General features: G+C 67.3%; 6 protein-coding genes. 2 read left to right on the forward strand and 4 right to left on the reverse strand.

The annotated features are described in order from the left end of the window. The first annotated feature begins 129 nt into the window (after positions 1–129). The gene (locus VGV60_18740; GenBank protein ID HEV8703315.1) at positions 130–1188 is read left to right on the forward strand and encodes a PEGA domain-containing protein; all 1059 of its coding nucleotides are present in this window, start codon (positions 130–132) and stop codon (positions 1186–1188) included. A gap of 324 nt (positions 1189–1512) precedes the next feature. Here the strand turns inward: VGV60_18740 and VGV60_18745 are convergent, their stop codons facing one another. From VGV60_18745 to VGV60_18760, 4 genes are all read right to left on the reverse strand, one after another. Next, positions 1513–2382 (reverse strand): AcvB/VirJ family lysyl-phosphatidylglycerol hydrolase, encoded by an 870-nt coding sequence (locus VGV60_18745; protein HEV8703316.1) that lies wholly within the window; start codon positions 2380–2382, stop codon positions 1513–1515. Positions 2383–2396: 14 nt separating this feature from the next. After that, positions 2397–3662, reverse strand: a complete 1266-nt coding sequence (locus VGV60_18750) for a Glu/Leu/Phe/Val dehydrogenase (GenBank protein HEV8703317.1) — start codon at positions 3660–3662, stop codon at positions 2397–2399. Between the two features lie 113 nt (positions 3663–3775). Further along, a complete protein-coding gene (locus VGV60_18755; GenBank protein HEV8703318.1) occupies positions 3776–6361 on the reverse strand; it encodes a malic enzyme-like NAD(P)-binding protein in 2586 nt (861 codons plus the stop codon). Continuing rightward, positions 6358–7017, reverse strand: a complete 660-nt coding sequence (locus VGV60_18760; GenBank protein HEV8703319.1) for a redox-sensing transcriptional repressor Rex — start codon at positions 7015–7017, stop codon at positions 6358–6360. Before VGV60_18760 ends, VGV60_18755 begins: the two co-directional genes overlap by 4 nt. A 186-nt stretch (positions 7018–7203) precedes the next feature. On the opposite strand from VGV60_18760, the gene VGV60_18765 reads away from it, so the two are divergent. Next, positions 7204–15039, forward strand: a 7836-nt coding sequence (locus VGV60_18765; GenBank protein HEV8703320.1) for an FG-GAP-like repeat-containing protein, incomplete at its 3' end; no start/stop codon positions are given.

A 15039-nucleotide genomic window follows, 5' to 3' on the forward strand; every position in this document is an offset into this window, starting at 1 on the left:
GAAGTTACCCGCCAAAATTCACGCCTGAGCTCGGAGTTCCCGAGCAATCCGCCAGGAGGGGGCGCGGTGCGCCTTCCTGCCTAAGTCTGACGCCTTGTGTCACGCACGTTCTGAGATGAGGAGGATCACATGAGAACATCCGCGAAAGGTTGGAACTGGGATATCGGCCTTGTTGTTGCGGTCTTGCTGGCATCGCTGCCAGTCCAACTTCACGCGCAGTCCGCCAACGGCCTGCTCAAGGTCACTTCGTTTCCGTCGGGAGCGAAGGTTTCGATTGATGGCGCTGACACCGGCAAGAACACGCCCATGAGTATCAGCGTGCCGGTGGGCAGCCACACCGTCGTCGTTTCGATCCCCAACTCCGGCTGGAATCCCGACTCACGTACCGTCCTCATCGATTCCGGCACCACCGATCTGAGCGTCACATTGCTGCCGCTATTGACCGTCGGCCCTCCCGGACCTCAGGGACCGAAGGGCGACAAGGGCGATAAAGGCGATCCCGGTCTTCAGGGCCTTCAAGGTGTACCCGGAGGCATTGGCCCCGCCGGAGATCAGGGACCCAAGGGCGACAAGGGCGATCCCGGGCCTCAGGGCCCGCCCGGAGCCACTGCAGACCAGATAGCCACGATCCAACAGCAGATAGCCGATCTTCAGTCCCAGGCTTCCGGCTTGCACGGAACCCAGGAATTTACCAATCCCGGGAATGCGGCCTCCTTTGACGTTACCTGGGCGGCTCCGACCGGTGTGACGCATGCCCTGGTTGAGATGTGGGGTGGCGGGGGCGGGGGCGATACGACCGGTGGTGGCGGAGCAGCTTACACCCGCAGCGTTGTGGCGGTGACCCCGGGGCACGTCTACCACATCTCCGTGGGTGGCGGTGGGAGAGGCTCCGACGTAACCGGTTCGTCGTTCGCAGCAGACGGGCATAGGAGCATGATGTTCGATGCAGACCAGCCGAGTCTGATTCTGGTTTTCGCCGCAGGTGGACGGGAAGGTACCGTATTCACGCCTGGACACGGCGGGGATGCCGACCCAGCCGCGATGATCAGTCACGGCGGCTTTTCAGGTCAGTCCTTTTCTGGAGGTGTGGCCTACGGCGCCCAATTCTGTCCCAACGGCAGTCTCACCGGAAGAGGTGGTGATGCCTACCAACCGGGCCAGCCTGGCTACATACGGCTCACATGGTGATCTGACGCCTGGACTTGCAGACCCGGTATCCCGGCGCCCCGGCGAACTCAAAGCGTAGATACTGATTGGGTCGTACCAGGGGCGCCGCAGAGCTTCGAGCGAAATCCGCGCACAGGCAGAAGGAGCCGATAGGCTTCGAGCATCGAGTCGCCCCCGCTTGCCAAATCGGCACGCGGGACTCCTGGCCATTGGTATGGCGAGATTTGAGGAAAGTCTGGAGCATTGTTTTTCAGGTGGTCAAGTGGAATGGTGGAGGCAGCGGGAGTCGAATCCGCGTCCGGTGCATGCCGGCGTGGGACGGACGCCTATCGAGGCGTCCTATGTCTACTGTGGGTCGACCCCTGACGGCGCGGGCGGCGCCGCGGTGGCGCCGGGGGCCGGTTCAGGGCCGGGCGGCCGGCCGGGGAAGGGGGCGGTCAGGCCGTCGATCCAGCGCAGGGAGTCGTCGAGCAGGCGGAAGAAACTCTCGCGGACTTCCTTGAACTGGCGGTCCCCCCCGACGATCGGGGCGTACTTGTGGGGACCCCGCGGGACGGCGCTCAGGGCCTTCGCCTCGGAGTGGGGGTCGAGCGTCCCCTCGATCATGACGACGGGGATCGGCGCCATCCTGCGCAGCTCGGCCTCGACGTCGAACACCTCGTCCGGCGGGCTGTCCAACCGGAGCTGCATCGAGACCCGGAACACGTAGGCCCCTTTCTTGTCCGGGGCGATGAGGACGGCGCCGCGAACGCCCGCGGGGTCGACCCGGTTCAGGATGTAGGGGACGATCTCGGCCCCGGCCGCGAAGCCGACCAGGATGACAGGCGCCTCCTTCGGCCTCCCCGCCCGCTCGTTGAGGAACGCCCTGAAGCGCTCGAACTCGGATGCGAGGGTCGCCGGCTCGATCTTGCGGTTGAAGTAGTCGGGAGAATCGATTCCCAGGACGTACCGTCCCGAGGCGGCCAGGCTGGACGCCGTGTCCTGCTGCAACGGCCGCCAGCCCCATTCGCCGGCATAGAAGATGACCGGCATCGCCGGGCGCGCCGGCTTCCCCTCGGTTCCTTGCGCGGGCTGCGGCGCGTAGACAGGGACCTGGAAGCTGGGGTTGCTCTCGGTCGGGAGGACCCTCTGCATGGGGACCTGGCGCTCCACCGCCGTCGCGGTGGCGCCGGCGCCCAGAAGGATGGCGATCGAGCAGGCCGCAAGGACGCGCACTCCGCCTCCGCGTCCTACGGGTAGATGCCGCGGATGCGCGTCGCCTCGGCGACGCGGCCGACCGCCAGAATGTAGGCGGCGTCGCGCATGTGCACGTTGAACTTCTTCGCGATCGTCAGGACTTCGTTGAAGGCGCGGGTCATGACTTTCTCGAGGTGATGGTTGACCTGGGCCTCCTCCCAGAAAAACGCCTGGAGCGACTGCACCCACTCGAAGTAGGACACCGTCACCCCACCGGCGTTCGCCAGGATGTCCGGGATCAGGAAGACGCCGTTCTTGTGCAGGATCTCGTCGGCGCCCGGTGTCGTCGGACCGTTGGCCGCCTCGGCGACGATCTTGGCCCGGATGCGGGAGGCGTTCGCCAGGGTGATCTGGTTCTCGAGGGCGGCCGGCACCAGGATGTCGCATTCGAGCTCGAGGAGCTTCTCGTTGCTGATCGAATCGGCCTCGCGGAAGCCGCGCAGGGAGCCGGTGCTCTCCTTGTGCGCCAGGACCGCGGTGATGTTGAGGCCCTTCGAGTTCAGGATGCCGCCGCTGCTGTCGGAGACGGCGATGATCGAGGCACCGTCCTCGCTCAGGAGGCGCGCCGCCACGCTGCCGGCATTGCCGAACCCCTGCACGGCCACCTTCGCCCCCTTCAGGGAGATTGACCTCTCGCGGCAGGCCTCGCGCGTCACGAACTGCACGCCGCGCGCCGTCGCCTCGCCACGCCCCTGGGAGCCGCCGATCTGCAGGGGCTTGCCGGTCACGACCCCCAGCTGGGTCGCGCCGACCGTCATCGAGTAGGTGTCCATGATCCAGGCCATCGTCTGGGGGTTGGTGTAGACGTCGGGGGCCGGGATGTCGCGCTCGGGGCCGATGATGATGCTGATCTCGGAGGCGTAGCGGCGGGTCATGTTCTCGAGCTCGCGCAGCGACATGTGCTTGGGGTCGCAGATCACCCCCCCCTTGCCGCCACCGTACGGGATGTTGACCGTGGCGCACTTCCAGGTCATCCAGGAGGCCAGCGCCTTCACCTCGTCCAGGGTGACGCTGGGGTGGTAGCGGATGCCCCCCTTGGCGGGACCGCGGGCCAGGTTGTGCTGCACCCGGTACCCCTCGAACACCCGGATCGACCCGTCGTCCATCTTGGTGGGGATCGACACGATCAGCTGGCGCTTCGGCCGCCGCAGGACCTCGCGCAGCCACGACTCGAGCTTCAGCTGCTCGGCCGCGCTGTCGAACTGCTGCTGGGCGATCTCGAACGGATTGAGGGTCTCTTTGGCCAGGACCGTGTCCATGATGCCTCCCGGTAGAAGGGGTGAGAGCGGGTCTCCGCGATGTCAGGAACGCATGAGGTTTTATCACAAGCACGCAGGGAAATCCACACGGCGCGGCGCGCGCCTCTGGGGCGTCAGCGCTTGAGGGGAAGCACCGGCTGATCGCCGATCGGCTCGCCCGGCAGCGCCCTGAGCGTGCCGCCGTACAGGTAATCGCGCGTGTTGTCCAGGATGAGACGGGGGTCGACGCGCCTCTGCGCCTCGCCGGTCTCGAGGGCGGCGCGCGCCACCGCCGCGGCCACCTCGGGGGCGCCGCGGAAGTCGAGCGCCTTCGGCAGGATGTAGTCGGGCGACAGCTCGTAATCCGGGACCAGATCGGCCAGGGCGTGGGCGGCGGCGATCTTCATCTCGTCGTTGATGTTGCGGGCGGCGACGTCGAGAGCGCCCCGGAAGATTCCCGGGAAGGCGATGGCGTTGTTGATCTGGTTCCTGTAGTCCGACCGGCCGGTCGCCACCACCGCGGCGCCGGCCGCCAGGGCCGCCTCCGGGGCGATCTCCGGCACCGGGTTCGCCAGCGCGAAGATGATCGGCCGCGGCGCCATGCTCTTCACCATCTCGGGCGTGACGAGGTTGGGGCCCGAGAGCCCGATGAACAGGTCCCGGCCGCGCAAGGCCTCGTTCAGCCCGCCGCGCAGACGCTCCGGGTTGGTGACCAGGGCGATCGCCTCCTTCGACGGGTTCATGTGCTCGCGGCCCGGGACCAGGATGCCGTGGGTGTCGCAGAGGATGACCTCTTTCACCCCCGCCTTCATGATGAGCCGCGTCACGGAGATGCCGGCCGCACCGGAGCCGTTGACCGTGACCTTCAGCGAGCCGATGTCGCGCCCGGTCACGCGCAGGGCGTTCAGGAGCCCGACCAGCACGACGACCGCCGTCCCGTGCTGGTCGTCGTGGAAGATCGGGATGCCGGTCTCCTCCCTCAGGCGCCTCTCGATCTCGAAGCAGCGGGGCGCGGCGATGTCCTCCAGGTTCACCCCGCCGAGCGACGGCTCGAGCGCCTTGACGATCGAGATGATCTCCTCCGTGTCCTGCGTCCCCAGGCAGATCGGCATCGCCTCGACGCCCGCCAGCGTCTTGAACAGGACGCATTTCCCCTCCATCACCGGGAGCGCCGCCTCCGGGCCGATGTTCCCCAGGCCGAGGACGGCCGAGCCGTCGGTCACGACCGCCACCAGGTTCCCCTTGGTGGTGTACTCCCAGACCTTGAGGGGGGACTTCATGATCTCGCGCACGGGGACCGCCACGCCGGGCGAGGCGATGATCATGAGCGTGTGCTCGTCCTTCAGCGGGATTTTGCCGGTGGTCTCGATGGTGCCGCGGTAGCGGCGGTGCAGGTCGAGCGCCTCGTCCCCCAGGCTCTTCTCCTCGCTGCTGAAGCCGTGCTCGACGAGCGCCGACTCCCCCTCGTAGACCAGGTGCCGGGTCCGGTCGCGCACGAAGTCGGGGTCGACGTCCTCGCGCGCCACGCCGAGCGCCACGGCCGCGTTGGCGACGGCCCCCGCCACCGCCGGCCCGACCCGCAGGTCGAGGACGCGCGGCACGATGCGCTCGTAGTTCAGCTCCTTGTCCGGCACGAGGGAGGCGATGGCGTCGGCGGCCGCGATCAACATCTCGTCGTAGATGCGCGCCGCGCGCGAGTCGATCACCCCGCGCAGGATGCCGGGAAACGCCAGGGCGACGTTGAGGCCGTGCCGGTAATTGGTCCCTCCCGTCAGGACCACCGCGGCGCCGGCGGCGCGGGCCTCGTCGGCGCCGATCTCCGGCTCGGGCGTGGCCAGGGCGAAGACGATCGGCTTCTTGTTCATGGAGCGGATCATCGCCGGCCGCACCGTGCGCGCCGCCGACAGGCCGACGAACAGGTCGGCCCCCTTGAGGGCTTCCTCGACCGACCCCTGGCGCTTCTCCGGGTTCAGCTCGCGGGCGGCGGCCTCCTTGAACCGGTTCATCCCCTCCGGCCGGCCTTCCCAGACGATGCCGTGACGATCGCACAGGGTGATCTCCGGCACGCCGGCCTTGCTCAGGAAGCGGGCCACCGTGATGCCGGCGCCGCCGGCCCCCGTGATGACGGCGCGGATCCCGCCGATGTCCTTGCCGACCAGCTTCAGGGCGTTCCGGAGCGCCGCCAGGACCGTCGCGCAGGCCCCCTGCATGTCGTTGAAGAAGAACGGCACGGGGAGGTCCGCCTCGCTCATGCCGTCGAGGATCTCCATCAGCTCGAACGATCGCGGCGAGGCGATGTCCTCGATCGCGAAGCCCCCGAAGGTCGGGGTCAGGCACTGGATCAGGCGGGCCAGGCGGCGCGGGTCGCGCTCGCTGGCGCACAGAGGCAGGGCGTCGATCCCGGCGAGCGCCTTGAACAGCAGGCACTTCCCTTCCATGACCGGCACGGCCGCGAAGGGCCCTGCGTCCCCGAACGACAGGACCGACGATCCGTCGGTGATGACCGCCACGGCGTTGCCGCGGATGGTGTAGATGAACGACGATTCCGGGTCGTCGCGGATCGCCAGGCACGGCTCGGCCACGCCCGGGGTGTAGACCAGGCTCAGGACGTGCTCGTCCTTGATCGGGATCTTGCTCTGGATCCCGAGGAGGCCGCGGTTGCGGCGATAGTGCTCGAGGATCTCCGCCGGATCGAGGCGGTCGCCCGGGGGGAGAGTCACCGCCGCGCCTCCTCGGCACGGGCCAGGTGGAAGACCAGGTTCTCGAGCTGAATCTTCAGATCGACCGCCTTGAGGGTGATGCCCGGGCGCGCCCTCAGCTGCGCCGGGGCGAAATTCAGGATCGCCTTGATGCCGGAGCGGCACACCCGGTCCAGCACCTTCTGCGCCACCGCGGCGGGCACGGCCAGGAGGGCGATCCCCGCCTTCTCGCGCCGCGCCACGGCGGGAAGCGCCTCCATGTCCAGGACCGGCACTCCGCCCCGGGAGCGGCCGCCGATCTTGCCTCGATCATTATCGAACAGCGCGACGATGCGGAAGCCCCCCCCGTTGAACCCCGCGTAGTCCGCGAGGGCCATCCCCAGGTTCCCCGCCCCGATGATGATCACCTTGCGATCGCGCGTCAGGCCGAGGATCCGCGTGAGCTGATCCTTGAGATCGGCCACCATGTAGCCGACCCCGCGCACTCCGAACTCGCCGAAGCAGGCCAGGTCCTTGCGAATCTGCGCCGAGTTGAGCCCGAATTTTTCAGCCAGGGCCTGGGAGGAGATGGTGGTGACCCCGTCGGCCTGGAGGTCTTCGAGGCATCGCAAGTAGACCGACACTCGCTTCGCCGTGAGATCGGAAATCCCCGTGCCCGGTCGCCGTGCCCCCGCCACCTTGTGCCTCGATTCACAAAGTCGCAGGAATCGTAGCGGCCGGCCCCCGGGCCCGTCAAGCCTCATGCCGGCTGAAATTCGCTTTCCTGGGAGCCCCCATCACGGTATATAAGGGCGCAGACTTTTCGGGCCCCTTACATGCTTCGGTCACCCTGCCCTGCCGGGTGTCGGCAGGCCGGAGGGGACATGAATCGGCGATTTTCCCCCGTCCTGGGCCGTGGCTTCGTGCTCTCCATCCTCGTGATGCTGGGCACGGCAGGGGTGCGGCCGGTGCTTGCCAGGGCGCTTTTCTCCCCCCTGCGGATCGACCTCGGGATCTCTTCCGATGTGATTGCCATGGCCGACCTGAACCGCGACGGGCGACTGGACGTCCTCGAAACGATCCGGGGGGGAAGCGAAGTCGCCGTCCTCCTGGGTGACGGTGAAGGCGCGTTCTCGGCCCCGCGGCGGTTCCCGGCGGGACTGGCAACAGTGACCGCCGGCCTGGGAGACTTCAACCGCGACGGGCGACTGGATATCGTCGTGGCCAGCATCAACCCGTCGACTCCGGCGTGGGAGATCTCCGTCCTGGCCGGGATCGTGGACGGGAGCTTCTCCCCGAGAGTCGTCCTGGCATCCGGCTCGGGGGACGCCCCCTCCGCCGTTCTGGCCGCGGACGCCGATTTGGACGGGGCCGACGATCTCTTCGTGGCCAACGCCGGAACGCTCGACCTGACGGCCTATAGGAGCCGGGGCGATCTGACTTTTTTCCCACCCGTCCGGTACTCGTTGCCGCAGGCGCCTCGCTCGATCGCGGCGGGTATTCTGGGCCGGAACGGCACGCTCGACCTGGTGGTCGGGATGTCCGGGGGCTCGGCGATCGCCGTGCTCGCCGGCGTCGGCGACGGCTCCTTCGGGGGGCCCTACCTCTTGCAAGGCGGACAGGCGCCGCAGGGAGTCGCGCTGGGCGACCTCAATGACGACGGCTCCCTGGACATCGTGTCGGCCAACACAGGCTCCAGCGGCATCTCGGTGTTCCTGAACGATGGGAACGGCGCCTTCGGGCCTTCCACGCCCTTCGCGACCGCCGCCACCTCACCCTCGATCGCCGTCGGCGATGTCGACGGGGACGGAGAGCTGGACGTGGTCACCTCCGGCCAGATGACCGTCCTGCGCGGCCGGGGGGACGGGAGTTTCGATCCTCCCATCACGTTGTCGACATACGAGGGAGGGTCACCGCTGGCCCTGGGAGACCTGGACGGGGACGGGCGGCTCGATCTGGCCGCGATGTCCGGTCTGACCCAGCTGCACGTCTATTTCGGGACGCCGGCCTCCGTCTTCGCGGGACGCGCGCAACTGGATGTCGGGGAAGGCAGCACCTACGCCCTCACGGCGGGCGATTTCGACGGCGACGGGGCGGACGATATCGCGACCGCGATGCACGGTCAGTACGCATTTCAGGACGGACAGGCAGGAGTCATTCTCAACCGCCTCGGCGGAGACTTCGACTTCGCGCCACCGGCTCGCGTCGGCATATTTCCCAGGTCAATCGCCGCGGGAGATTTCAACGGCGACGGCCACGAGGACGTCGTCACGGCCAACGCCGTGGGGTATGGCTTCCCCAGTGACGTTTCGGTCCTGCTCGGCGCCGGGGACGGCGCGTTCGGCCCCCAGGTCCGGATCTCCGCGAGTCCCTCCGCTGTGGCGGCCGGGGATTTCAACGGGGACGGACGGGACGATTTTGCGATCCTGGGCTCCTCGTCGGGTTCAGTCGGACTTTCGATTGCGATCTACACGCAGACGGACCCGTCCAAGCCCGAATTCCACCCGAAATCCACCGCAATCGCCTCAGGCCAGTCGGCTTTGGCGGCGGGCGACTTCAACACCGACGGGCACCTGGACCTGGTGACCCTGGGATCCGACGTGTCGATCCATTTTGGCACCGGGTCCCTCACTTTCAGCTCGGGCGTCCGCTTCCCTGCGGGGTCGTCTCCGACCGCCCTCGGGGTGGGCGACTTCAACGGGGACGGGAACCCGGATCTGGCCGTCGCCAACCGGAATCCCGCATCCAACCCCCCCTATTCGACGCCACCGGGGTCCGTGGCCATCCTCCTCAACGTTGGAACCGGGTCCTTCGGACCGCCCACAATCATGCCAGCGGGTGTCTACCCCGCCAGCATCGCGGTGGCCGACTTCAATCAAGACGGCCACACCGACGTTGCGGTGGGGAACAACGATGATGTCGTGTATACGATGGGGGGGGACGTTTCCCTCTACCTGGGAAGAGGCGATGGGACGTTTCTGGCGCAAACCAAATTCGGCGCCGGTACGTTCTACAACGCGCGGTCCGTGGCGGCCGGCGACTTCGATCACGACGGCTCCCCAGACCTCGCGATCGCCAATGCCTACGGCGTTGCAGTCCTCTTCAATCGCGGCCCGGCAGCCGATGCAGATGGCGACGGCGTGCTGGATGCCGTCGATTCGTGCACCGACACCGACGGGGACGGCCTCGGCAATGTCGGGTTCGCGGCGAACACCTGCCCGCACGACAACTGCGGCACAGTCACCAATCCGGCGCAGGCGGACGCCGATCACGATGGTGCGGGCGATCCCTGCGACCGCTGCCCCTTCGACGCGCAGAACGATCCGGACGGCGACGGCGTCTGCCAGGACGTGGACAACTGTCCCACGATCGCGAACCCGTCGCAGGGGAACGCCGACCTGGACTCCAGCGGCGACGCGTGCGACGCGTGCGTCGATTCGGACGGCGATGGTTTCGGCAATCCCGCCTTCTCCGGGACGAATGCGTGCCCCGCCGACAACTGTCCGAATACGCCGAATCCCGATCAGCAGGACGCGGATTCGGACGGCTTCGGCGATGCCTGCGAGCCCCCGGATTCTGGTGGCCTGTTCCGGGATCCCGCCTACGCCACTCAGGCGCGGCCGTGGGGGATAGCCTCAGGAGATTTCAACGGAGATGGCAAGAAGGATCTCGCCGTGGTTGATATCACTCCTGACATCCAGACCCCGAACCACGTTCAGATTCTGATCGGCCGGGGCGACGGCAGGTTCGATTCCGGCCAGCGACTCGAGGCCGGACGGAGCGCTGCCTGGATCGAAGCCGGGGACTTCAACGCCGACTCCCGGCTCGATCTGATCGTGACGAACCGCTTTTCCCGCGAACTGTCCGTGCTCCTGGGACAGGGGGACGGAACATTCGTCGGGCTCCCCCGGCAGCCGTTGAGCGAGTTTCCCGATGAGGTCGTGGCCGTCGATTTCAACCGCGACTCCCGCCTCGACGTGGCGGTTCTCGGGGACGACTCGAACATCTCAGTCCACCTCGGGAACGGAGACGGGACCTTCGGCGCGCCGGCAACCCTCGTGGTTCCGAACGCAGCCGCCCTCGCCTCAGGGGATTTCAACAACGATGCGATCCCGGATCTGGCGGCCATCAACTATTTCCCCGGAGAGATTCTGATCTTCCTGGGGAACGGGGACGGGACCTTCGGCGCCGCGACGACTTATTCCACGGCGAACGACCATCCCTCGAATCCTCTGGCGCTCGAGGTAGCCGATTTCAACCGGGATGGGAACACCGATCTGGCCGTCATCCTCCGGGATAACGCCTACATCAACTCGGGCATCGTCCTGTTCCTGGTCGGCAGTGGCGACGGTCATTTCACGCGCTCGCCCCATGTCATCTTCGGCATCGGTGGAGCGCCCTATTTCGCGACGACAGGGGACTTCAACGGCGACGGGGTACTGGACCTCGCCGTGTCCAATGCGGGGAGTGATTGGGTGACCATCCACCCTGGTCTTGGAGATGGCACGTTCGGGTACGCCCCGACCCTCTTCACGGGCGATGGTCCCGTCAGCATCGTCGCAGGTGACCTCGACGGAGATGGACGGGACGATCTCGCGGTGGCGAACGTTTCTTCCGACAACGTATTCGTGTACCTCTCGAACGGCGACTTCACGTTCAACGACCCCAGGCTTCTCCTCGACCTGGGCCCGACCGCTTCCACGACACTCGATGATTTCGACGGAGATGGACGGCTCGATGTGGCGGTGGCCAGCACCTATTCCGACGGAGCGGTGCTCCTCGGTCATGCCGACGGGACGTTCGATAGCGAGATGAGGTTCAGGACCGGATACCAGACCTATCCGGTGCTCATCGCGAGCGGGGACTTCAACGGCGACGGCCGCAGGGACCTCGTCACGGCGAATGCAGGTGGAAGCAGCCTCTACGATCCGGGGAGCGTGTCCATCATGCTGGGGAAGGGGGACGGGACCTTCGACGAACCCACCCAGCTGAGATCCGGGTGGAATCCATTCGGCCTTGCCGTGGGGGATTTCGACCAGGACGGTGCTGAAGATCTCGCTGTCGTCAACGCCGGATCGAATCACCTGATGGTGCACATGGACGACGGCCGGGGAGGGTTTGCACCGCCGCGCCAGTATGCGGTCGGGAGTCTCCCCTACTGGGTCACCGCGGACGATCTGAATGGCGACGGCCATCTTGATCTCGTGGTCGCCGATTTCGGGACCTACTATGGCTACTCTCCACCGCCCAGTTCCGGCGACGTCCGAGTGCTCCTGGGCAACGGCGACGGCACGTTCCTCCCCCACGTCACCCTCGTGGCCGGCCTGAATCCTACCGCCGTCGTGACGGGTGACTTCAACGAGGACGCCGTGAGGGACCTGGCGGTGATCAACGCGAACTCGTCGGACCTATCGGTATTCCTTGGCAAAGGCGGAGGCGACTTCGGCCTCGTTGGCAGGTTTGGCATCGGACAGGGTGGACTGTCGGCCGTGGTCGGAGACCTGAATGGCGACCGTCACGAGGACGTCGCGATCTCCAATTACGACTCCGCCGACGTCTCGATACTCCTGGGGATCGGAGACGGCACCTTCTCGCCCGAGGCGCGCCTGGCCACCGGCGTCGGAACGCTTTTCGTTGCGCTCGGGAATCTGAACGCGGATCGACGGCCGGATCTCGCCGTGTCAGTCCACGTCGGCGTCGCGACCCTGTTCAATCGAGGGCCGTTCCCGGACAGCGACGGTGACGGGCTCAGGGATCCCGATGATCCCTGCACCGACACCGACCATGATGGCTTCGGAGATCCGTTCCTGCCGTCCAATACCTGCCCGGTGGATAACTGCCCGAGCACCTCGAATGCCGGCCAGGAAGACGCGGACGCGGATGGCCGCGGCGACGCCTGCGATCGGTGCCGGCTGGACGCGGCGAACGACGCCGATCGTGACGCTCTCTGTGGCGATGTCGACAACTGCCCCGCTATCGCCAATCCGGGGCAGGCGGAAACAGACGGAGACGGACTCGGCGATGCGTGCGACAATTGCACCCAGCGACGCAATCCGGAACAGGTCGACTCCAACGGCGACGGTGCAGGGGACGCCTGCCAGCCGTCCGTCGTCATCCTGGACATCGGTCCCGGTCCGGAGTCATACGTGCAGGCGAATGTCCGGCTGAGGAATCCTGCCCACGATCCCCTGAGCGGAGCCGTGGACGTCACGGGGCGTACTCCGGAACGACTCGTCAGGCTCGAGGATGTCGGCTCCACGAGGTCCTGCTTCGACGGCTATTTTCCGGGTGGCGCGCCAGGAGGGATCGGCTTTGTCAATGGATCGGTCGGCACTCCGCTTCTGTTCGATTTTTCCTTTGGAGCCCCGTTCCTCGGGCTGACCTGTGGTGACCTCGATCCGGCCTACTTCCTGCGTTTTGGAGAGTGCAATCTGCCTGGAGACTATGGAAGCTACAGCCTCCAGCTCGAGGGTATCCCGCTTCCGATTCCCGTCTGCCTGATCGCCACGAACCCCCCCGGTCTCAGAATCGACCTGACCGTGCAATCGATCACACAGGATTCGATCTACTTCACCACGAGCTACATGACGACGGTGCACGTGCCGTTCGAGGGATCTCTCCCGTCGGCGATCGACATCTCTTCCCTGGCTTCGCCGGGGCCTCACCACCTCAGCATCTCGGTCACGAACGGGGTGACGCCCGCGGTGTCGGACGAGGCGGATTTCGAGAATCCCGGCCACGAGACTATCCTGTTCATCAACACTCTCCCTCCCTCCGGCGACGCGGACCAGGACGGCATCCCGGACGAATCCGATCGCTGCACCGACGGCGACGCCGACGGCTTCGGAGATCCGGACGTCTCCACGAACGCCTGCCCGGCGGACAATTGCCCGCTCATGGACAACCGCTCGCAAATCGATCGGGACGGGGACCGGCTCGGCGACGCCTGCGACAACTGTCCGGCGGCAGCCAATCCGGACCAGGCGGACTCGAACTCCGACGGTTCGGGGAACGCCTGCCAGCCGACGCTCGTGATTTCCCGGATTCGACAGGACGACGGGGAGACGATCGCAGTGGAGGCCCGAGCAACGGACCCTCAGGGGGAGACCTTGCATGGGCAAGTCCTGATCACCGCCCTGGCGGGGATCATCGCCCTGCCCGACATCGGCGCCAGCCACGATTGCGGCGGCGGGTACCTTCCTTCGGGAGAGCCCGACCGGGGGATCGGCTTCGCCTTCGGCTCCGCGGGGCAGCCGGTGCTGTTCGATCTCAACGCGGGCCTGGCGTGCCACGGCGGCGGCGCGCCGGATTTCGAGCTGGCGGCCGGTCCGTGCGACCATCCGGAAACGGCGTTCGGGGGGCTCCTGCTGCTCGAGGGGTTGGCCCTGCCCGCGCCTGTTTGCGCGCGCGCATTCGGCGAGGGTTCCGGAGGGGTGGATCTGATCGTCTTCTCGTTCACCTCCGATGCGCTCCGTTTGGCGGTGCCGGACCCGCATCAAGCGCTCGCGGTGCCATTCGAGTCGGGCCTGCCAGAACAGATCGACATCTCCGCGCTTGAACGAGGGCTGCCGCATCGGCTCGAGATCAGCCTCACGGACGGCAATACGGCGCAGGTCCAGGCCGAGGCTCCCTTCACCTACCGCGGCGAGCGGACGATGGTCTTCACCGCCTCGAACGCGCCGCCGCGCGCGTCGATCGCCGCCCCGGCAACGGTCGAATGCGGCAGCCCGGCGGGCGGCGTCGTCCTCCTCGACGGATCCGGCTCGAGCGATCTCGACTCGAGCCCCGGCACGAACAGTGACATCGTCACGTTCGAGTGGTTCCGGGATTTCGGCCTGCCGGCGGCCGAGCTCCTGGGGACCGGACAGGTCCTGAACGTCGTGCTGCCGCTCGGGACCAGCTCGGTGACACTGCGCGTGACCGATTCCAAGGGGGCCAGCGACACGAGCGCGACGACGACCGAAGTGCGCGACACGACGGCGCCGTCGCTCACCCTGGCTGCGACGCCATCCATCCTGTGGCCGCCCAATCATCGACTCGTGCCGGTCGGCATCGAGTGGCACGCGAGCGACCGGTGCGATCCGGCCGCGACGGCGCGCCTGCTCTCGGTTGTGAGCAGCGAGCCGGACGACGCCTCCGGAGACGCAGACGGCCGGACGACGGGCGACATCGTGGGCGCCGACGTCGGTGTGCCCGACGCGGAGCTTCTCCTGCGGGCCGAGCGCTCGGGGACCGGCGCCGGGCGGACGTACGATCTGACCTACGCCGCAACCGACGCCTCGGGCAACACCACCTCCTCCCTCGCCGTCGTCACGGTGCCGCACGATCAGGGACAGGGGCCGGAGCCGCTGAGCCTGCGTCTCGAGCCGGCCGGCACCGCGGGGCTGGCGCGCGTGTACTGGAACGCCGTCGGCGGCGCCCAGAACTACGACGTGATCGCAGGCGACATCGCAAACCTTCGGGTGGACGGCAACCGGATCACATTGGGCGTGGTGCGCGTGCCGGCGAGACTTTTCGCGCCGACGTCGTTCGTGGAGATGGGCGGGTCGCTCGCGCCGGCCGCCGTTCCGCCGCCGGGGCGGGCGCACTTCTATCTGGTCGAGTACCGGGACGCCCATGGCACCAGCGGATTCGGCACGGAGTCGGCGCCGTGGCCTCTCGAGCCGGAATCGTGCGACGGCGCCTGCCCGGGGGACGAGGATGATCTCCTGACCTCGGGC

The sequence above is a fragment of the Candidatus Polarisedimenticolia bacterium genome, from assembly GCA_036001465.1.
Classification (GTDB): domain Bacteria; phylum Acidobacteriota; class Polarisedimenticolia; order Gp22-AA2; family Gp22-AA2; genus Gp22-AA3.